The 20,527-nt window shown below is 69.1% G+C and carries 19 protein-coding genes; 17 read left to right on the top strand and 2 right to left on the bottom strand.

All coding sequences use genetic code 11. The features are described 5' to 3' along the window. Positions 1–155: 155 nt before the first annotated feature. From V3W46_RS03015 to xerD, 10 genes are all read left to right on the top strand, one after another. A complete protein-coding gene (locus tag V3W46_RS03015) occupies positions 156–1,274 on the top strand; it encodes a hypothetical protein (protein WP_331781610.1) in 1,119 nt (372 codons plus the stop codon). Continuing rightward, positions 1,246–2,262 carry an HAD-IIA family hydrolase gene (locus tag V3W46_RS03010; RefSeq protein ID WP_331781609.1) on the top strand — a complete coding sequence of 339 codons (1,017 nt, stop codon included), beginning with the start codon at positions 1,246–1,248 and terminating at the stop codon, positions 2,260–2,262. Before V3W46_RS03015 ends, V3W46_RS03010 begins: the two co-directional genes overlap by 29 nt. 21 nt (positions 2,263–2,283) lie before the next feature. Further along, complete coding sequence (locus V3W46_RS03005; protein WP_331781608.1) at positions 2,284–2,457, top strand: hypothetical protein; 174 nt, start codon at positions 2,284–2,286, stop codon at positions 2,455–2,457. After that, the gene (locus V3W46_RS03000; RefSeq protein WP_331781607.1) at positions 2,450–3,271 is read left to right on the top strand and encodes a TlyA family RNA methyltransferase; all 822 of its coding nucleotides are present in this window, start codon (positions 2,450–2,452) and stop codon (positions 3,269–3,271) included. Before V3W46_RS03005 ends, V3W46_RS03000 begins: the two co-directional genes overlap by 8 nt. Before the next feature lie 59 nt (positions 3,272–3,330). Next, on the top strand, positions 3,331–4,212 hold the full coding sequence (locus tag V3W46_RS02995; RefSeq protein WP_443069914.1) for an NAD kinase: 882 nt from the start codon (positions 3,331–3,333) through the stop codon (positions 4,210–4,212). Next, complete coding sequence (gene recN, locus V3W46_RS02990) at positions 4,205–5,980, top strand: DNA repair protein RecN (RefSeq protein ID WP_331781605.1); 1,776 nt, start codon at positions 4,205–4,207, stop codon at positions 5,978–5,980. Before V3W46_RS02995 ends, recN begins: the two co-directional genes overlap by 8 nt. Before the next feature lie 124 nt (positions 5,981–6,104). After that, positions 6,105–7,574: an MFS transporter gene (locus tag V3W46_RS02985; RefSeq protein WP_331781604.1), complete on the top strand. Its 1,470-nt coding sequence runs from the start codon at positions 6,105–6,107 to the stop codon at positions 7,572–7,574. Positions 7,575–7,658: 84 nt separating this feature from the next. Next, the gene (locus V3W46_RS02980; RefSeq protein ID WP_331781615.1) at positions 7,659–9,329 is read left to right on the top strand and encodes a CTP synthase; all 1,671 of its coding nucleotides are present in this window, start codon (positions 7,659–7,661) and stop codon (positions 9,327–9,329) included. 1 nt (position 9,330) lies between these two features. Further along, positions 9,331–9,996, top strand: a complete 666-nt coding sequence (locus V3W46_RS02975) for an NUDIX hydrolase (RefSeq protein WP_331781603.1) — start codon at positions 9,331–9,333, stop codon at positions 9,994–9,996. A 52-nt stretch (positions 9,997–10,048) separates the two neighbouring features. Continuing rightward, positions 10,049–11,002, top strand: a complete 954-nt coding sequence (gene xerD, locus V3W46_RS02970) for a site-specific tyrosine recombinase XerD (protein WP_331781602.1) — start codon at positions 10,049–10,051, stop codon at positions 11,000–11,002. Positions 11,003–11,149: 147 nt separating this feature from the next. Here the strand turns inward: xerD and argG are convergent, their stop codons facing one another. Next, positions 11,150–12,592, bottom strand: coding sequence for an argininosuccinate synthase (gene argG / locus V3W46_RS02965; protein WP_331781601.1), 1,443 nt, complete (start codon positions 12,590–12,592; stop codon positions 11,150–11,152). Between the two features lie 132 nt (positions 12,593–12,724). Between argG and V3W46_RS02960 the strand changes: the two genes are divergently transcribed. Genes V3W46_RS02960 through der form a run of 7 tightly spaced genes read left to right on the top strand, consistent with a single transcriptional unit; the run spans position 12,725 to position 19,133 of the window. Continuing rightward, positions 12,725–13,612, top strand: coding sequence for a ParA family protein (locus V3W46_RS02960; protein ID WP_331781600.1), 888 nt, complete (start codon positions 12,725–12,727; stop codon positions 13,610–13,612). Then, positions 13,596–14,429 (top strand): segregation and condensation protein A, encoded by an 834-nt coding sequence (locus V3W46_RS02955; protein WP_443069913.1) that lies wholly within the window; start codon positions 13,596–13,598, stop codon positions 14,427–14,429. The genes V3W46_RS02960 and V3W46_RS02955 overlap by 17 nt, the downstream gene beginning before the upstream one ends. Further along, the gene (scpB, locus tag V3W46_RS02950) at positions 14,419–15,015 is read left to right on the top strand and encodes an SMC-Scp complex subunit ScpB (RefSeq protein WP_331781598.1); all 597 of its coding nucleotides are present in this window, start codon (positions 14,419–14,421) and stop codon (positions 15,013–15,015) included. The genes V3W46_RS02955 and scpB overlap by 11 nt, the downstream gene beginning before the upstream one ends. Then, a complete protein-coding gene (locus V3W46_RS02945) occupies positions 14,999–15,850 on the top strand; it encodes a pseudouridine synthase (protein ID WP_331781597.1) in 852 nt (283 codons plus the stop codon). The genes scpB and V3W46_RS02945 overlap by 17 nt, the downstream gene beginning before the upstream one ends. After that, positions 15,843–16,922: a prephenate dehydrogenase gene (locus V3W46_RS02940; protein ID WP_331781596.1), complete on the top strand. Its 1,080-nt coding sequence runs from the start codon at positions 15,843–15,845 to the stop codon at positions 16,920–16,922. The genes V3W46_RS02945 and V3W46_RS02940 overlap by 8 nt, the downstream gene beginning before the upstream one ends. Then, positions 16,907–17,602 (top strand): (d)CMP kinase, encoded by a 696-nt coding sequence (gene cmk, locus V3W46_RS02935; RefSeq protein WP_443069912.1) that lies wholly within the window; start codon positions 16,907–16,909, stop codon positions 17,600–17,602. Before V3W46_RS02940 ends, cmk begins: the two co-directional genes overlap by 16 nt. After that, on the top strand, positions 17,595–19,133 hold the full coding sequence (gene der / locus V3W46_RS02930; RefSeq protein ID WP_331781594.1) for a ribosome biogenesis GTPase Der: 1,539 nt from the start codon (positions 17,595–17,597) through the stop codon (positions 19,131–19,133). Before cmk ends, der begins: the two co-directional genes overlap by 8 nt. A gap of 246 nt (positions 19,134–19,379) precedes the next feature. Here der and V3W46_RS02925 read toward each other — a convergent pair whose 3' ends face one another. Further along, a complete protein-coding gene (locus tag V3W46_RS02925) occupies positions 19,380–20,501 on the bottom strand; it encodes a LysR family transcriptional regulator ArgP (RefSeq protein ID WP_331781593.1) in 1,122 nt (373 codons plus the stop codon). Positions 20,502–20,527: the final 26 nt, after the last annotated feature.

The following is a 20,527-nucleotide window of genomic DNA, read 5'->3' as shown; positions in this document are numbered from 1 at the left end:
GCAAGGGAGACCTTGTGGGAGAGTAGGACACCGCCGGACCCACCTCCAAGATTGAGGCCCACCCCACCAGGTGGGCCTCAATCATTTAACCCGGCCCTAGGCTGGGTTGTCAGAACCTCATATCTCAACAGCGCGCAGCAATCAGGAGGAATGTCATGAGCGATTCACCAGACAGGGAGAAGCGCCCAGGCCGACGTGACGACGGGGCGCGATCAGACGGGCCGCGAAGTGGCTCGGCTCGACCCCGCAATGCCAAGCCGCGAGAGTCCGGTGGCGAGCGTCGGCTGTGGACCAGTGACGGCAAGCCCGCGCGCAGTGCAGCCCCTGGGCAGCGCGACAAGCGCGACCGCGGCGGATACCGTGACGAAGGTCTGACCCCCGAGGAGTTGCGGGCCCGTGAGCTGCGCGCCGTTCGCCCGCACCATGACGACCCTGACATTCCCGACGATGTGTCGGTGAAAGAACTCGATCGGGTGGCCTACAACGAGCTGAAGACGCTCTCGAAGGAGAACGCCGAAGGCGTTGCCAAACATCTGGTGATGGTGGCACGGCTCATCGACGAGCAGCCAGAGCTCGCGCACAAGCACGCCCTGTCGGCCTCGCGTCGCGCGGGCCGCATCGCCATGGTGCGCGAGACCCTCGCCATTACGGCATATGCGACGGGCGACTTCGCCCTGGCCATCCGTGAGCTGCGCACCTACCGGCGCATCTCGGGGTCGAACGAGCAGCTGGCGCTGATGGTCGACAGCGAACGCGGCCTCGGCCGGCCCGATCGTGCCCTCGAGCTCGGCCGTTCGGTCGACCGCAGCACCCTGTCGCCGGCCACGCAGGTCGCAGTGGCGATCGCCATGTCGGGCGCCCGCCTCGACCAGAGCCAGCCCGAGCTGGCGCTGGCCGAACTGGAGATAAGCCAGCTCGACCCGACGCGCGCCTACAGTTACAGCCCCGACCTGTTCTGGGCGTACGCCGAGGTGCTCGACGACCTCGCTCGGCCGGATGAGGCCGCACAGTGGCGCGCTCACGCCGAGCGGGCCGAAGCCGCGCTCGATGCCCTCTCGGCCGACGACGACCTCATCGAGGTGTTCGAAGAGGAGGTCGAGTTCGTTCCGCTCGACGACGAGGTGAGTGTGCCGGAAGACGACGAGGTGAGTGTGCCGGAAGACGAAGTGAGCAGTGGCGTCGACCACGGCAGCGAGCACGACCACACCACGGCCGACAACGACGACGAGAGCGCGGGAGAGAACGATGGGCCTGTTCACGAGTCGAAAGACTGAGACGGTGACTCCGCTCGACGGAATCGACGTCATTCTGGCCGACCTCGATGGTGTGGTCTACGCCGGCCCGAATGCGATCGACCACGCGGTCGAGTCTCTCGGCCGGGCGGTGGCTGACGGCATCCGTGTCGGCTACATCACCAACAACGCATCGCGAACAGACGCGCAGGTCGCCGAGCATCTGTCGAGCTTCGGCCTCGAGGTCGCCCCGCACGACGTCGTGACGAGTCCTCAGGCTGCCGTGAAGCTGCTGGTCGACCTGGTTCCCGCCGGTGCCACGATTCTGGTGGTGGGTGGCGAGGGACTCACGAGCGAGGTGGAGCGCGCGGGGTTTGTGGTCACACGCAAGTCTGCCGATCAGCCCGCGGCGGTCATCCAGGGCTTCTCGCCCGACGTGTCCTGGCGCGACCTGGCGCAGGCGAGCTTCGCGCTGCACCGCGGTATTCCGTGGGTGGCGACGAACACCGACTGGACGATTCCGGTCGAAGGCGGAGTCGCGCCAGGCAACGGCACGCTCGTCTCGGCCGTGCACACGGCGGTCGGTACGCTTCCGGTGGTGGGCGGCAAGCCCGAGAAGGCGATCTTCGACGCGGCCGTCGCGCGGTTCGAGGCGCACTCGCCGCTGTTCATCGGCGATCGTCTCGACACCGACATCATCGGGGCGAACCGGGCGGGCATCCCTACGGTGCATGTGCTGACGGGTATCGACGGGCCGAAGCAGCTGCTCGCGGCCGACAGAGACTCGCGGCCCACGTTCATCCTCGACGATCTGCGCGGGTTGTTCGAGCCGTATCCCGCGACGGTGCTGAGCCACGACAACACGGTGGCGACCGTCGGCGGGGCGGTCGTGCGCATCCGCGGCAACACAGTCGAGATCGTCAAGGAGGGCGATTCGGCCGTGAATCGGGTGCGGGCCGGCAGCGGAGTGATCTGGGCATCCGGCCAGCCGATCTACGGGCTCGACGTGGCGCCGGGGCTCTACAGCTGACGCCGGAGGTACCCTTGAGCCATGACGAGCGATGAGGCGCACGAACCGGTGGGCGACGTCTCTGACGCGCTGCTCTCGCGACTGCGCGTGATCGAAGTCCAGCCGCTTGAGGCGCGGGCCATCGCCTACGTGCAGGTGCATGACGAGTTGAGAACACGGCTCGAAGGGTCTGACCAGGCGACCACACGTGGCTGATGAGGGCTCGACCCGGCTCGACGCGGCGCTGGCCGCGAGCGGCCTCGCCCGATCACGCAACCACGCCGCTCAGCTGATCGCCGAGGGATACGTGAGCATCGACGGGGTGGTGACGGTGAAACCGTCGGCGCGGGTGCGCGACGGCCAGGCGCTGCACGTCGACGGCGACGACTCGTACGTCAGCCGGGCGGCGGGCAAACTCGTCGCCGCCCTCGACGCGTTCGACGGCATCGAGGTATCGGGTCGGCTGGCGCTCGACGCGGGTGCATCGACCGGCGGTTTCACCCAGGTGCTGCTCGAGCGGGGCGCCCGGCACGTGATCGCCGCCGATGTGGGGCACGGGCAGTTGTCGCCGGTCATAGCGACGGATGCCCGGGTCAGCGTGGTCGAGGGGTACAACCTGCGCTTCGCCACGCCCGACTCCCTCGCCGCGGTGTCGGGTGTCGCCGAAGCTCCGCAGCTCGTGGTGGGCGACCTCTCGTTCATCTCGCTGACGCAGGTGCTGCCCGCGCTGGTGGCAGTGGCGACGAGCGACGCCGACTTCGTTCTGCTGGTCAAGCCGCAGTTCGAGGTAGGGCGGTCGGGCATCCGTGAGGGCGTCGTGCGCAACCCGGGGCTACGGGCCGACGCCATCTCGACGGTGCTGTGGGCAGGGTTCGACCTCGGCCTGCAGACGGCGGGGCTCATTTTCTCCCCAGTCATCGGAAATGCCGGGAATCACGAGTATCTCGTCTGGCTCAGCGCCGGGCAGGGCAGCAATCCGACAGAATGGAGAGACCGCGTCATCAACGTTTCAGGAGCACATACCCCGTGACATCCCGCTTTTTTCTCGTCGTGCTGCACACGGGGCGCCGTGACTCGGTCGAGGCCGCGATGCTCGTCTGCGACCAGCTCGCGGCGTCGGGGGTGACGCCGGTGCTCGACCGCTCTGACCTCGCCGACATCGCCGACCAGCTCACCGACCCGTCGATCGTGGGCGTGCTGGGCGACGGCGTCGAGCTGGGCGATCTCGAGCTGGTGATCGTGCTCGGCGGCGACGGCACCATTCTGCGTGCCGCCGAGGTGGTTCGGGGCTGTTCGGTGCCGCTGCTCGGGGTCAATCTCGGGCACGTGGGGTTTCTGGCCGAGAGCGAGCGCGAAGACCTCGGTTCGTCGGTCGAGCGGGTGCTGAACGGCGACTACACGGTCGAAGAACGCATGACGCTCGACATCGTGGTGACGGTGGGCAGCGAGGTGGTCTACGAGGGGTGGGCCCTGAACGAGGCGACCGTCGAGAAGGCGAGCCGCGAACGGATGATCGAGGTGGTGATCGAGGTCGACGGGCGGCCGCTGTCGAGCTTCGGCTGCGACGGCGTGGTGATGGCGACGCCGACCGGCTCGACGGCCTACTCGTTCTCGGCCGGCGGCCCCATCGTGTGGCCGAGCCTCGATGCGCTGCTGTTCGTGCCGCTGAGCCCGCACGCGCTGTTCTCGCGGGCGCTGGTGATCGGGCCCGAGTCGGTGCTGGCCGTCGAGCTGCTCGAGCGCACCCCCGGCGTCGGCGTGCTCTGGTGCGACGGGCGGCGGGGGTTCGACCTGCCGAACGGCGCCCGGGTGCAGGCGCGCAGGTCTGAGGTTCCGGTGCGGTTGGCGCGGCTCACGCACGGCCCGTTCTCCGACCGGCTGGTTCGCAAGTTCTCGCTGCCCGTCGACGGATGGCGCGGGCCGGTGAGATCGGGCGACGAGGGGCCGGGCAGGCAGGTGACCGGTGGTTAGGGGCACCGCGACGACGAGTGCGGGGCGGCCGTTGACGGCGTTGCGTGGGGTCATCGACGAGATCACGATTCGTGACCTCGGGGTGATCGCCGACGCGGTGCTGCCCCTGGGGCCGGGCTTCACGGCGGTGACCGGTGAGACGGGCGCGGGCAAGACGATGGTGGTGCAGGCGCTCGGCCTGCTGATGGGTGAGCGCTCGGTGGCCGGGCAGGTGCGTGCGGGGCGTTCGCAGGCGTGGGTCGAGGGGCGCTGGCGGGTACCGACCGGGTCTGCGGTGTCTGAACGGGTGCGCGACGCCGGCGGCGACATCGACGAGGTGTCGGCGACCGAGGCCGGTGGGGTCGGCGAGCTGATCCTGTCGCGCTCGGTGTCGAGTGAGGGGCGCAGCCGGGCCATCGTGGGCGGCCGCAGCGCTCCGGTCGGGGTTCTGGCCGAGCTCGGCGAGCGGCTGGTGGTGGTGCACGGGCAGTCCGACCAGCTGAGGCTTCGATCATCCACTGAGCAGAGGCTCGCACTCGACCGGTTCGCCGGGCCGGGCTTCGCGACGACCTTCGCGGCCTACAGTGCGGCCTTCGGCGCGTGGCACGACCTGCAGGGCGAGCTGCAGACGCTGGTGTCGCAGCGTGATGAGCGGCTGCGCGAGGCAGAGAGCCTGCGCGTCGCGGTGACCGAGATCGAGGCACTGGGCCCGCAGCCCGGCGAAGACGTCACGCTCGCCGAGCGTGCGAACCGCCTGACCAACCTCGAAGACCTGCGCGTGGCGGCGACGGCGGCACGCGAGGCCGTGTCGAGCGACGAGATCGACGGCATGCCCGACACCGTGAGCCTGCTCGACAGTGCCCTGCGGCAGCTCGAGCGGGTGCGGTCGCACGACTCTGCGCTCGACGAGATCGTCGAATCGCTCGCGAGTGCCTCGTTTCTGGTCGCAGAGATCTCGACGCAGTTGTCGAGCTATCTGGCCGAACTCGACACCGACGGCGGGGCAGAACTCGACGAGGTGCAGGAGCGCCGGGCCGAGCTCAGTGTGCTGGCCCGCAAGTTCGGGCCGACGCTCGACGACGTGATCGCGTACTTCGAGGCGGCCGGCCCCCGGCTGATCGAGCTCGACAACGACTCCGACCGTATCGAAGAGCTGACCGACGCCGTCGCCGAGCGCGCGGCGGTGGTGGATGCCCTTGCTGCCGACCTCAGCGCGGCACGCAGTGAGGCGGCGGGGCGTCTGGCGGCCCTCGTGTCGTCAGAGCTGGCGGCGCTCGCCATGGGCGGGGCGAACCTCGTCGTCGAGGTGACGCCGGTCGAGGAACTCACGGCCACCGGCCGCGACACGGTGCAGTTTCTGCTGTCGGCGCACCAGGGCGCCGAGCCGCGGCCGCTCGGGCGCGGGGCGTCGGGCGGCGAGCTGTCGCGCATCATGCTCGCCATCGAGGTGGTGCTGGCCGAGACCGACCCCGTGCCGACCTTCGTGTTCGACGAGGTCGACGCAGGGGTGGGTGGAGCATCGGCCATCGAGATCGGCCGGCGGCTCGCCCGGCTCGCTCAGGATGCCCAGGTGATCGTCGTGACGCACCTGGCGCAGGTGGCGGCCTTCGCCACGAACCACCTGTCGGTCGTGAAGGATTCGGATGGCGCCGTGACGGCGAGCAGCGTGCAACAGCTCGTGGGTGAGGCGCGGGTGGCCGAGATGGCCCGGCTGCTGTCAGGGCTGCCCGACTCGGAGAGCGGCCTGGCGCACGCGCGGGAGCTGATCGAGCTGGCGGCGGGGGCGTAGCAGGCTCGCCGCACGCGATTCGGCGGAGCGGGCATCCGGCGTTGCGCCCGGAGCAGGGGCACCTGACTTCGTGATCGGGCACGGGCACGCTAGCGTGAGACGAAACGAGCGCTCGGGGGTTGCGATGTCTGACTCAGCACTGCCGGTACGAACGAGCGGAACGTCGCAGGCGACGCCGAGGCCGGCGCGCAGCAAATGGCTCGCCCTCGTCATCATCGCCCTCGCACAGCTCACGGTGGTGCTCGACGGCACCATCGTCAACGTCGCGCTGCCCGATGCCCAGGCGGCGCTCGGCATGTCTGACTCCGATCGCAGCTGGGTGGTGACGCTGTACGCGCTCGCCTTCGGATCGCTGCTGCTGCTCGGCGGCCGCATCGCCGACTACTGGGGCCGCAAGCGCTCGTTCATCGTCGGGATGGCCGGCTTCGCCCTGGCCTCGGGCATCGGCGGCCTGGCGACCACGGGCGGCATGCTGCTCGCGGCCCGGGGAGCGCAGGGGGTGTTCGCCGCCCTGCTCGCGCCGGCGGCCCTCGCCATGCTGAACGTCACGTTTCCGAAGGGGCCCGACCGCGCCAAGGCGTTCGCGGTGTACGGCACCATCGCGGGCGGCGGGGCTGCGATCGGGCTCGTGCTCGGCGGCGTGCTGACCGAGTACTTCAGTTGGCACTGGTGCCTGCTGGTCAACGTGCCGATCGCCATCGTGGCGATCGCGATGGCCATTCCCATTCTGACCGAGAGCAAGGCCGACGGCGACACCCGATACGACGTTCCGGGCGCTCTGCTCGTGACGCTGGGCCTCGGCTCGATCGTCTACGGCTTCTCGCGGGCCAGCCTCGGCTGGGATCGCCTCGACACCATCGGCTTTCTCGCCCTCGGCGTGGCGCTGCTCGTCGTGTTCGTGCTCGTCGAGGGGCGCGTCTCGAACCCGTTGCTGCCGCTGCGGGTGGTGGCGAACCGAGTGCGCGGCGGGGCGTACATCACCTCGCTGCTCGTCGGAGCGGCTCTGCTCGGCGGCCTGCTGTACCTGACGCTGTACTTTCAGATCGTGCTCAAGTTCACCCCGCTGCACTCGGGGTTGTCGTCTCTGCCCATGACGGCGTCGATCATCGCGGGTGCCACGATCGTGTCGCGCATTCTGCCGAAGGTGGGCCCGCGCATCCTGATGACCATCGGGCCGGTGTTCGCGGCCGGCGGGTTGTTCTGGCTCAGCCACCTGACGGTCGAGAACGAGTACTTCGTGCAGATTCTGCCGGGCCAGATACTGCTCGGCCTCGGGCTCGCGATGGTGTTCGTGCCGATGCAGAATGTCGCGCTCTCGGGCATCGAGGCTCGAGATTCGGGGGTCGGCAGCGCTGCGGTGACGGCGACGCAGCAGATCGGTGGGTCGATCGGCACGGCGGTGTTCACCGCCATCTACAGCTCTGCCGTGGCGGCGTACGTGATCGCGAACCCGAGCCAGAACCCGTTGCCGAGCCTGGTGAGCGGCTACTCGTCGGTGTTCATGGCGGCGTCGATCACGGTGCTCTGCGCGGCGCCGATCGCGTTCATCCTCGTGAACGTCAAACGCAGGGCCTTCGCCGGGTCGCAGCGGTAGGCGGGGCCGTGGCTACTGTTAGAGTGGAACTCCGTGGATGATCATCAAAACGAGTCCCTGCCCGCCCCGATCGCCGGAGCCCCAATGACCGGCGCGAAGAGAAAACTCACGAAGCACATCTTCGTCACGGGCGGTGTCGTCTCCAGCCTCGGCAAGGGGCTGACCGCCGCGAGTCTCGGCAATCTTCTGACCGCCCGAGGGCTGCACGTCGTCATGCAGAAGCTCGACCCGTACCTGAACGTCGACCCGGGAACGATGAATCCGTTTCAGCACGGCGAGGTGTTCGTGACCGACGACGGGGCCGAGACCGACCTCGACATCGGCCACTACGAGCGCTTTCTCGACATCAACCTGAACCAGGCCGCGAACGTCACGACCGGCCAGATCTACTCGACCGTCATCGCCAAAGAGCGTCGCGGCGAGTACCTCGGCGACACCGTGCAGGTGATTCCGCACATCACCGACGAGATCAAGCGGCGTATGCGCCTGCAGGCGCAGGGCGACGACGCGCCCGACGTGATCATCACCGAGATCGGCGGCACCGTCGGCGACATCGAGTCGCAGCCGTTCCTCGAGTCGGCCCGCCAGGTGCGGCACGAGCTCGGCCGCCGCAACGTGTTCTTCGTGCACGTGTCGCTGGTGCCGTTCATGAACGCCTCGGGCGAGCAGAAGACGAAGCCCACGCAGCACTCCGTCGCCGCGCTGCGTTCGATCGGCATCCAGCCCGACGCGCTCGTGCTGCGCAGCGACCGCCCCGTCTCCGACTCCAACAAGCGCAAGATCGCGCTGATGTGCGACGTCGACGAAGACGCGGTGGTGAATGCGATCGACGTGCCGAGCATCTACGACATTCCGACGATGCTGCACGACCAGGGCCTCGATGCGTACATCATCGACCACTTCGAGCTGCCCGCCGACGAGGTCGACTGGTCGGGCTGGGCGCCGCTGCTCGCTGCCGTGCACGAACCGAAGCACGAGGTGACGATCGGCCTGGTCGGCAAGTACATCGACCTGCCCGACGCCTACCTCTCGGTGACCGAGGCGCTGCGTGCGGGCGGGTTCGCCCACCGCACCAAGGTCAAACTGAAGTGGATCGCGTCAGACAACTGCGAGACGCCCGAGATGGCGGCCCGCGAGCTCGGCGACATCGACGGCATCTGCGTGCCGGGCGGCTTCGGCGTTCGGGGCATCGAGGGTAAGCTCGGCGCTCTGCGCTTCGCACGGGAGAACGGTATTCCGAGCCTCGGTCTGTGCCTCGGCCTGCAGTGCATGGTGATCGAGTACGCCCGCAACGTGGTCGGGCTCGACGACGCCTCGTCGAGCGAGTTCAACCCCGACACTCCGTTCCCGGTCATCGCCACGATGGCCGAGCAGGTCGACATCATCGCGGGTGGCGACCTCGGCGGCACGATGCGCCTGGGCCTGTACGAGGCCAAGCTCGCCCCCGGATCGCTCGTCGAAGAGCTCTACGACGCGCCGACCATCGAAGAGCGGCACCGTCACCGCTACGAGGTCAACAACAACTATCGCGGCCAGATCGCCGACGCCGGGCTCTGGTTCTCGGGCACGTCGCCCGACGACCACCTCGTGGAGTTCGTCGAGCTGCCTCGGGATGTTCACCCGTACTACGTCGGAACGCAGGCGCACCCCGAGCTGCGCTCGCGGCCGAACCGCGCGCATCCGTTGTTCGACGGGCTGATCGTGGCCGCGCTCGAACGGCAGGAAGCCAGCCGGCTGTTCGCGGCGGAGGCCTGAGATGACCGACGTATCGAATTCCGACGCGGCGGCCGGCGGGGTCGCCGATGCGCCGAGCGACGAGGCGGTCGACCTGACGGTGAGCCGCAGCGAGGTGGTGTTCGCCGGCAAGATCTGGGATGTTCGCAGCGAGACGTTCGACTACAACGGCAAAGACACGCTGCGCGAGTTCGTCGACCACCCGGGCGCCGTCGCCGTGATGGCGATCGACGACGACGACCGCGTGCTGCTCATCCAGCAGTACCGGCACCCCATCCGATCGCGGGAGTGGGAGATCCCCGCGGGGCTGCTCGACGTGTCGGGCGAAGACTTCCTGGTGGCGGCGCAGCGTGAGCTCGCAGAAGAGGTCGACCTGCGGGCCGACACGTGGAACGTGCTGATCGACTACGCGACCACCCCTGGCGGCAACAACGAGCTCATTCGCATCTACCTGGCGCGCGGGCTGCACGCCACCGACGAGCCCTTCGACCGCGAAGACGAAGAGGCCGACATGAAGCTGCGCTGGGTGGCCCTCGACGACATCGTGGCGGGGGTGCTGGCCGGCGCGCTGCAGAACCCGTCGCTCGTCATCGCCTCGCTTGCCGCCCGGGCCTCGCGCGAGGGCGGCTGGGCGTCGCTGAAGCCGGCCGACGAGCCGTGGCCGGAGTACCGGCGCCTGCACCCGTGAGTGCGCTGCGGGCGGCATCGGCGGCGACGCGGCAGAGCTCGATCGCACGGGGATGAGTGCGGTGGTGCGGGGTTCGGCGGGCATCCATTCGCTCGTCGACGGGTACCTGCGGCACCTCACCATCGAGCGCGGGTTGTCAGCGAACACGCTCGCGGCGTACCGGCGCGATCTCGGGCGCTATGAGGCCTGGCTCGAGTCGAACGGTGTCACGTCGTTCGCTGACGTCGGCGAAGGGCAGATCGGAGCTTTCACCCGGCAGCTGGCCGCAGAGACACCGGATGCCCAGACCGGCGTCTCGGCGCCGCTCGCCGCCTCATCGGTGGCCCGCATCGTCTCGTCGGTGCGGGGGCTGCACCGGTTTCTGGCCGAAGAGGGGCAGGCTCCGGTCAATGCCGCGCGCGAAGTGAAGCCGCCGAAGCTCGGCAGTCGCCTGCCGAAGGCCATCTCGATCGAGCAGATGACGGCGCTGCTCGAGGCGACCGGGGGAGACGATCCGGGGGCTCTGCGTGACCGCGCCCTGCTCGAACTGCTGTACGCCACCGGGTGCCGAGTGTCGGAGGTGGTGTCGCTGAACGTCGACGATGTTCCGGCCGACTCCGACTTCGTGCGAGTGCTCGGCAAGGGCAGCAAGCAGCGGGTGGTGCCGGTGGGGAGCTTCGCGCGGGCGGCGCTCGATGCGTACCTGGTGCGGGTGCGGCCGCTGTACTCGGCGCGGGGGCGCTCGACGCCGGCCCTGTTCCTGGGGCTGCGTGGAGACCGGTTGAGTCGGCAGGGGGCGTGGCTGATCATCCAGGCCGCCGCCAAACGTGCCGGGCTCGAGGCGCACATCTCGCCCCACACGTTTCGGCACTCGTTCGCGACGCACCTGATCGCCGGCGGAGCCGACGTGCGGGTGGTGCAGGATCTGCTCGGCCACGCCTCGGTGACGACCACCCAGATCTACACCCAGGTCACGGCCGACACCCTGCGCGACATGTACCAGACGGCCCACCCCCGCGCCCGCTGACCGTCGTTCGACGCTTCGACGCTTCGACGCTTCGACTCTGCGCAGGAGCATGAAAACAGCCCCCAGAACGTGCTTCTGCGCGAAATGAGTGGATCCGTTGGCGCATCCGCGCTGCGCGCCGGGGCGGCCGCGCACCCGGAGGCACGCTCAGTCGGTGCCGGCGTCGAAGGCGGCGCCCTCGGAGGCGGCGTCGGTGGCGCGCTCGAGCTCGTCGGTGGCGGGGTCGGTGTGCTTGGTGGGGTTGAGGATGAGCTCGGATTCGCCCGGGTCGAGGGCGCCCACGAGGTCGGCGGTGGCGCCGCCGATGATGCCGGCCGCCGCGTACTGCTCGAGGCGGGCGCGGGAGTCGGCGATGTCGAGGTTGCGCATGGTGAGCTGGCCGATGCGGTCGCCCGGGCCGAAGGCGGCGTCGCCGACCCGCTCCATCGAGAGCTTGCCGGGGTGGTAGCTGAGGGCGGGGCCCGTGGTGTTGAGGATCGTGTAGTCGTCGCCGCGACGCAGCCGCAGTGTGACCGAACCCGAGACCGCCGAACCGACCCAGCGCTGGATGGACTCCCGCAGCATCAGCGACTGCGGGTCGAGCCAGCGCCCCTCGTACATCAGGCGCCCGAGGCGGCGGCCCTCGTTGTGGTAGTTCGCCACCGTGTCTTCGTTGTGGACGGCGTTCAGCAGCCGTTCGTAGGCGATGTGCAGCAGGGCCATTCCGGGGGCTTCGTACACCCCGCGGCTCTTGGCCTCGATGATGCGGTTCTCGATCTGGTCGGAGACGCCGAGGCCGTGCCGGCCGCCGATGGTGTTCGCTTCGAGAACGAGGGCCACAGCATCCGCGAATTCGGTGCCGTTGATGGCGACGGGGCGGCCGGCGTCGAACGTGACGGTGACCTCTTCGGTCTCGACCGCCACGTCGTCGCGCCAGGCGGCGACGCCCATGATCGGCTCGACGAGGTCGAGGCCCGAGCTCAGCTGTTCGAGCAGTTTGGCCTCGTGGGTGGCTCCCCAGATGTTGGCGTCGGTGCTGTAAGCCTTCTCGGTGGCGTCGCGGTAGGGGAAGCCGCGGGCGACGAGCCACTCGCTCATCTCGGTGCGGCCGCCGAGCTCGCCCACGAAGTCGGCGTCGAGCCAGGGCTTGTAGACGCGCAGGCGGGGATTGGCGAGCAGGCCGTAGCGGTAGAAGCGCTCGATGTCGTTGCCCTTGTAGGTGCTGCCGTCGCCCCAGATGTCGACCCCGTCGTCTTTCATGGCGCGCACGAGCATGGTGCCGGTGACGGCCCGGCCGAGCGGGGTGGTGTTGAAATACGTCTTGCCGCCCGAGCGGATGTGGAAGGCGCCGCACTGCAGCGCGACCAGCCCCTCTTCGACGAGGGCGGCCTTCGCGTCGACCAGGCGGGCGACCTCGGCGCCGTACTCGAGCGCGCGACCCGGAACCGAGTCGATGTCGGGCTCGTCGTACTGGCCGATGTCGGCCGTGTAGGTGCAGGGCACGGCGCCCTTCTCCCGCATCCAGGCGACGGCGCACGAGGTGTCGAGGCCGCCGGAGAAGGCGATGCCGACGCGTTCGCCGACGGGAAGGGAGCTGAGCACTTTAGACATACCCGAAATTGTATGAGAGAACGCAGTGCCCTCGGAGCCACGCTGATCGCCTACGAGGCACAGGCAGAGTGCGACGGTAGGATTGTGGCACCCGCCCTGGGAGAGGTCGGGGTTAGTGAGGAGCAACGCCGAATGGCACGAAAGAGCGACACTGCTTCTGAACTTCCGGGGCTCGAGGCGCCCGTTCTGGGCCCCACCGGCCGGCCATTCCGGGTGTTCCCCGCCCCGCCGCCCCTGACCGCCCACGGCCCCGCCCGCATCATCTCGTTGTGCAACCAGAAGGGCGGCGTGGGCAAGACCACCACCACCGTCAACCTGGGTGCGACCCTGGCCGAAGATGGCCGGCGGGTGCTCGCCATCGACTTCGACCCGCAGGGCGCGCTGTCGGCGGGGCTCGGTGTGAACACGCACGATGCGCTGACCATCTACGACCTGCTGCTCGGTACCGAGAAAGACCCGCACGCGGTCATCCAGTCGACGAGCGTGCCGAACTTCGACGTGATTCCGGCGAACATCGACCTGTCTGCGGCCGAGGTGCACCTCATCAACGAGGTGGCCCGCGAGACGATCCTGGCGCGGGTGCTGCGCAAGGTGAGCGACGAGTACGACGTGATTCTCATCGACTGCCAGCCGTCGCTCGGCCTGCTGACCGTGAACGCCCTGACCGCCAGTCACGGGGTGCTGATTCCGCTCGAGTGCGAGTTCTTCGCCCTTCGCGGTGTCGCGCTGCTCGTCGAGACGATCGACAAGGTGCGCGACCGGCTGAACCCCGCGATCAAGCTCGACGGTATTCTCGCCACGATGTACGACTCGCGCACGCTGCACTCGCGCGAGGTCATGCAGCGCGTGGTGGAGCAGTTCGGCCCCGAGGTGCTCGAGACGGTCATCGGCCGCACGATCAAGTTTCCTGACGCGAGCGTGTCGGGCACGCCGATCACGCAGTTCGCCCCCGATCATCCGGCCGCCCAGGCGTACCGTCAGCTGGCGCGCGAACTGGTCTTCCGTGGCGCGGTCGCCTAGACCTCAGCTGCAGGCCGTCGAGGCGGTGCCCACAGCGCCGGGATTCTCGCTGAGCCTGTCGAACTTCGAGGGGCCCTTCGACCTTCTGCTGTCGCTCATCTCGAAGCACGAGGTCGACATCACCGACATCGCGTTGAGTGCGGTGACCGACGAGTTCATCAGCTACCTCAGAGACCTCGACAGCGAGGAGGAGCTCGACCGGGCATCCGAGTTCCTCGTGGTGGCGGCGACGCTGCTCGACCTGAAGATCGTCGGGCTGCTGCCGCAGGGCGAGCTCGTCGACGCCGAAGACGTGGCGCTGCTCGAGGCGCGTGACCTGCTGTTCGCCCGGCTGCTGCAGTACCGGGCGTTCAAACAGGTGTCGGCGTGGTTCGCCTCGAACTTCGACGAGGAGGGGCGGCGCAACGCCCGGGCGGTGCGGCTGGAGGAGAAGTTCCGGCAGCAGGTTCCCGAGCTGGTCTGGACCCTCAGCCCCGACGACTTCGCCGCGCTCGCAGTGCTGGCGCTGACCGCGCGCGAGGTGCCGGTGGTGGGGCTCGAGCATCTGCACGCACCGCTGGTGAGCATCCGCGAGCAGGCCGCGCATGTGGTATCGGCGCTGCGCTCGGGCGAGCCGGTGTCGTTTCGGCGGCTGATCGAGGGCATCGCCTCGAGGGGCATCGTCGTGGCGCGGTTTCTCGCCGTGCTCGAGCTGTACCGGCACGCGGCTATCTCGTTCGAGCAGCTCGAGCCCCTGGGCGAGCTGACGATCCGCTGGAGCGCCGAGAACTGGTCTGACGAAAATCTCTCGAACCTGGGGGCCGACTATGACAACTGAACTCATCGAAGAGGCACCGGATGCCCGCCAGCAGCTCGACCTAGAGCGCGCCCTGGAGGCGATCTTCATGGTCGCCGACGAACCGCAGGGGCTGGTGACGCTCGCGACGACCCTCGGTCGCCCGGTGGCGGCCGTGCGGCAGACCATCGAGCGCCTGGTCGACGACTACGACGGGGTGGGCGGATCGGTTCGCCGCGGCTTCGAGCTGCGCGAGGTGGCCGGTGGCTGGCGGCTCTATGTGCGCAGCGACTACGACCAGGTGGTGCGCGACTTCGTGCTCACCGAGAACCCGTCGAAGCTCTCGCAGGCCGCGCTCGAGACGCTGTCGGTGATCGCCTACAAGCAGCCGATCACGCGCAGCGCCATCGCGTCGATTCGCGCCGTGAACGTCGATTCGGTGGTGCGCACACTGCTCGGCAGGGGGTTGATCACCGAGGTCTCGACCGATGGCGAAACCGGGGCCATTTATTATGGAACCACCGACCTGCTTCTCACGCAGCTCGGCCTCAACTCGCTCGACGAGCTTCCCAGAATTTCACCACTCCTAGCCGATGGTGCGGAGGGTTTTGATGACCAGTTCCATTGACGGGCGCAATGGCGCCCGTGACGGCGGGCGTGATGGTGCCCGCGACAAGGCCAGTGGCAACGCCCGTGACAGCGCCCCAGGCAACGCCCCCGAGGGCGTTCGCCTGCAGAAGGTGCTCGCTGCGGCGGGCGTGGCCTCGCGCCGCGTTTCTGAAGAGCTGATCACCGCCGGGCGTGTGCGCGTGAACGGCGAGGTCGTGCGTGAGCTCGGCCGCCGCATCGACCCCGAGAACGACAGGGTGGCCGTAGACAACACCGCCGTGCAGCTCGACACCACCAAGCGCTACGTGATGCTCAACAAACCGGTGGGCATCGTCAGCTCGCTCGCCGACCAGCACGGCCGACCCGACCTCTCGCGCTACACCGCCCAGTTCGACGAGCGACTGTTCAACGTCGGCAGGCTCGACGCCGAGACCTCGGGCCTGCTCATCCTGACCAACGACGGTGAGCTCGCGCACGTTCTGGCGCATCCCTCGTTCGGCGTCATGAAGACCTACATCGCGCAGGTCGAAGGCCGTGTGGCGCCGCAGACCATCGCACGCCTGACCAAGGGCGTCGAGCTCGACGACGGCCCGATCGTGGCCGACAAGGCCCGCCTGCTCGACAGCTCGGCGGGCCACAGCCTCGTCGAGGTGACGCTGCACTCGGGGCGCAACCGCATCGTGCGCCGGATGCTCGAAGAAGTGGGCCACCCGGTCGTGGAGCTCGTTCGGCGGCAGTTCGGCCCGCTGCACCTCGGAACTCTTGCGGCGGGCGAGCTGCGCGACCTGACCCGTGACGAGCTCGGCGCCCTGCTGACCCTGTCGCGCGACGCGAAGGGCGGCGACCGTGGCTGAGAGCCGTCTGATCGGGCCCGTTCGTGTCGTCGGTGTGGGGCTGCTCGGCACGAGCATCGGGCTGGGCCTTCGTGAGCGGGGGCTCGACGTGATTCTCGCCGACGCGTCGCCCACCCACCTCAGTATCGCCGTCGACTACGGCGCGGGCCGCGTCGAGCAGCCGGATGACGCACCACAGCTGATCGTGGTGTGCGTTCCGCCCGACGTGACCGCCCGGGTCGTCGCGGCCGAGCTCGAGGCGTACCCGCACGCGATCGTGACCGACGTGGCCAGCGTGAAACTCGCGCCGCTGCACGAACTGCGCGCCTCGGGGGCCGACGTGTCTCGCTACGTGGGCACGCATCCGCTCGCCGGCGCCGAACGCGGCGGACCACTCTCGGGCCGTGCCGACCTCTTTCTGGGTCGACCGTGGGTGGTGGCCGCCCACGACGGCATCTCGTACCAGCGTGGCAGCGCCATCGACGACCTCATTCTCGACCTCGGCGCCACCCTCGTCGAGATGACCCCCGAAGACCACGACCGCAGTGTCGCCCTGGTGTCGCATGTTCCCCAGGTGGTGTCGAGCCTGATGGCGAGGCGGCTCATCGACGCCCCGAGCGCCGCCGTGAACCTCGCCGGTCAGGGCATTCGCGACGTGACACGGGTGGCGGCGAGCGACCCGCAGCTGTGGGTTCAGATACTCGGTGCGAACGCGGCGCCCGTGGCGAGCATCCTGAGGCAGTATCGCGACGATCTCGACCGGGTCATCGAGACGCTTGAGGCGCCCGAGGCCGTCGGTGCGAGCCGTCGGCTGGCCGAGGAGCTCGCGGGCGGCAACGCCGGTGTCGCGCGCATTCCGGGCAAGCACGGGCTCGACCGGCGCTACTCGCAGCTGGTGGTGATGGTAGACGACCGGCCGGGCGAACTGGCCCGGCTGTTCGCCGAGATCGGCGCCGCCGACGTGAACCTCGAAGACCTGCGGCTCGAACACTCGCCCGGTGCGCAGATCGGTTTCGCCGAGATCGCCGTTCTGCCTGAACGCCTCGGGCACCTCACGACCTGGTTGACCGAACGCGGATGGCGGATTGCATAGTGGCAGAGACAGTCGTCGCGATCGACGGGCCGGCCGGCAGCGGCAAATCGAGTGTCAGCAAGGAGGCGGCGCGCCGGCTGGGGTATGCCTACCTCGACACCGGTGCCGCCTACCGTGCGCTCGCCTGGCTGCAGCTCGACCGCGGCCTCGACGCGGGCGACCCCGCCGTGGTGATCGGCTCGCTGTCTGAGTTCGACCTCGATCTCGGGGTCGACCCCGACGACTACTACGTGCGGGTCGGGCCCGACGACGTCACTGCGGCCATCCGTGAACCGTGGGTGACAAGCGAGGTGAGCCTCGTGGCGCGGCTGCCCGAGGTGCGGGCGCACCTCACCGCGCTGTTCCGCAGCATGGTCGAGGCGGCCAGCCAGCCCGGCATCGTGGTCGAGGGGCGAGACATCACCACCGTGGTGGCGCCGGATGCTACCGCACGGATCCTGCTCACGGCATCAGAAGAGGCTAGAATGGGCAGGCGTTCGAAAGAACTCGTCGATCAGTCGGCCGCCGTCGTCGGTGAACAGCTGCGATCACGAGACCGGGCTGACTCCCGGGTCGTCGACTTCATGAACGCCGCAGACGGTGTCACCACCGTCGATTCCACCGAACTCGACTTCGGCCAGACCGTTTCAGCGGTGGTCGATGTTGTACAACGTGCACTGCTGAGGACTATCCATGGTTAACATCCACAACGCCGATCGTGACACCGACGGCGACTACGATGACATCTCCGAGGTGTCGGGCGCGCTCGTCGAGCGGCTCTCCGACCTCGACGAAGACCTGTCGGCCCGTCGCGCCGAGGCGTTGCGCACCGGTCTCGCCGACTACGACCTGGGCGACGACGACCTCGCGATCCTGGATGCCGCGACCGACGATCCCGACGCGATCACCTACCTGCCCGCCCTGCCTGTGCTGGCCATCGTCGGGCGACCGAACGTGGGCAAGTCGGCACTTGTCAACCGCATCATCGGCCGCCGCGAGGCCGTGGTCGAAGACACCCCCGGCGTGACCCGCGACCGTGTCAACTACAAGGCCGAGTGGGCCGGCCGCCACTTCACGATCGTCGACACCGGCGGCTGGGAGCCGGATGCCCGGGGCATCGACGCCTCGGTCGCCGCCCAGGCCGAGATCGCCATCGAGCTGGCCGACGCCGTGCTGTTCGTCGTCGACGCGAACGTGGGGCCGACCGCGACCGACGAGCACGTGGTGCGCATGCTGCGCAAGACCAAGCGCCCCGTCTTCGTCGCTGCGAACAAGATCGACGACGTGCGGCAGGAGCCGAACGCCGCTTCGCTCTGGTCGCTCGGTCTCGGCAACCCGTACCCCGTCTCGGCTCTGCACGGCCGGGGGGTCGCCGACCTGCTCGACCAGATCATGCGGGTGCTGCCCGAGGTGTCTGCCGTGGCGAAGCAGGAGGTCGGCGGTCCGCGCCGCGTTGCCATCCTCGGCCGCCCGAACGTGGGCAAGTCGTCGCTGCTGAACCGAGCGGCGGGCGAGGAGCGCGTGGTCGTCAACGAGCTCGCCGGCACTACGCGCGACCCGGTCGACGAGCAGGTCGAGATCGCGGGCAAGATCTGGCGCTTCGTCGACACCGCGGGCATCCGCCGCCGGGTGCACCTGCAGCAGGGCGCCGACTTCTACGCGTCGCTGCGCACCTCGGCCGCACTCGAGAAGGCCGAGGTCGCGGTCGTGATGATCGACGTGTCGCAGCCGGTGAGCGAGCAGGATGTTCGCATCATCGACCTCGTGCTCGAATCGGGTCGCGCACTGGTGCTGGCCTTCAACAAGTGGGATCTGCTCGACGACGAACGCCGTCGCTACCTCGAGCGCGAGATCGAGCAAGACCTCGCGCACGTGTCATGGGCGCCGCGGGTGAACATCTCGGCGAAGACCGGGCGACACATGGAGAAGCTGGTTCCGGCCCTCGAGCTGGCGCTCGAGTCGTGGGACACACGCATTCCGACCGGAAAGTTCAACGCGTTCCTGGCCGAGCTGACCGCCGAGCATCCGCACCCGGTGCGCGGCGGAAAGCAGCCGCGCATTCTGTTCGGCACCCAGGCGAGTTCCCGCCCGCCGACCTTCGTGCTCTTCACCACGGGCTTTCTCGACCCGGGCTACCGCCGCTACATCACGCGCCGTCTGCGCGAGATCTGGGGCTTTGAGGGCAGCCCCGTGAACGTCAACATGCGCGTGCGCGAGAAGCGCAAGCGCTGACCCCGCTGGCATCGCTGGTTGAGTAGCGGCGCGAAGCGTCGCGTATCGAAACCCTCGAGCGCAGGGGTTTCGATACGCGTGCCTGCGGCGCGCTACTCAACCAGCGCGGCGTGCCTGGGGCGCGCTACTCGACCGGCGCAGCGGTTTCGATACGCGTGCCTGGGGCGCGCTACTCGACCAGCGCGGCGGTTTCGATACGCGTGCCTGCGGCGCGCTACTCGACCAGCGCGGTGTGCCTGGGGCGCGCTACTCGACCAGCGCGGCGCGGGCGGCCAGCCGTACGGCGGCCGTGAGCGCGGTGAGGGTGGGGGAGTCGAGGTTCCAGCGCTGCCAGTAGAGCGACACGTCGACCGGATGATCGGGGTCGAGCTCGACGAGAGTGCCCGCCGCGATCTCGGCGAGGCACTGCTGCTCGGGCAGCAGCGACCAGCCGAGGCCGAGCACGGTCGCTCGGGCGAAGTCGGCCGTGGTGGGCACGTAGTGCGTCGGCGGGGTACGTGCTGCGTCGACGTGCGGAGTGCCGGGTCGTGGCGTCCGCCCCGGAGCCGACTGCACGCCCGGCTCCCGCGCCGCGCCCGGCACGCGCACGCTGCCCGGCACGTGCGCCACGCCAGGTTCCAGCGCCGCACCCGGGTCTCGTGCCGCGCCCGGCACGTGCGCCGTACCCGGCACGTGCGACCGCAGGTAGCCGGGCTGCAGGTCGTCTTTGCGGTCGAAGTTGAGCATCGGCGCGCCGGCCAGCCAGGTGAGCTCCGCTTCGGCACCGCGGGGTCGCCAGCGTGCCTCGAAGGCCGGTGAGCAGACCGCCCGGTAGCGCATCACGCCCAGCGGCTCTGACGTGCAGCCCTGCACCGGTTCCCGGGTCGAGGTGACGGCCGCCAGAACTGTGCCCGACCGCAGCAGGTCGGTGGTGTGGCCCTGGTCGTCGCGGTAGAGATCGAAGACCGCGTGCAACGACTCCCCCAGGGGAGCGATCGCATCGAGAAACCAGGTGCCGAGGCTGTCGGCGTTGACCGCGACGGCCAGCGAGACGAACGGGCGGGTGTCGTCGACGTCAGTCGAGCCGACGCCCGCTGCGGCATCGCGAAGGTCGGCGCCGAGCGCACCGCCCGCAGCCAGCGCGGAGCGCGTGTCGTGCTGCAGCAGCTGAGACTGCCGGGCCAGGCGCAGAACGAGGTCACCGGCCGCCGTGGTGCGCACCGGATTGGTGCGCTGCACCAAGACCCGACCGGCCGCCTGCTCCATAGCCTTCACCCGCTGCGACACGGCCGACGCTGTGACCCGCAGGCGCTGCGCCGCCGCCTCGAACGTGCCCTCGTCGATGAGCGCCGCGAGGGTCGAGAGCTGGTCGAACTGGAATACCTGCATAAGGTCAGCTTAGGCAGCATAAGAAA

It is taken from the genome of Subtercola sp. YIM 133946 (assembly GCF_036553535.1).
Lineage (GTDB): Bacteria > Actinomycetota > Actinomycetes > Actinomycetales > Microbacteriaceae > Subtercola.
Note: the sequence above shows the minus strand (reverse complement) of the source record. Positions and strands in the feature narration are given on the sequence as shown.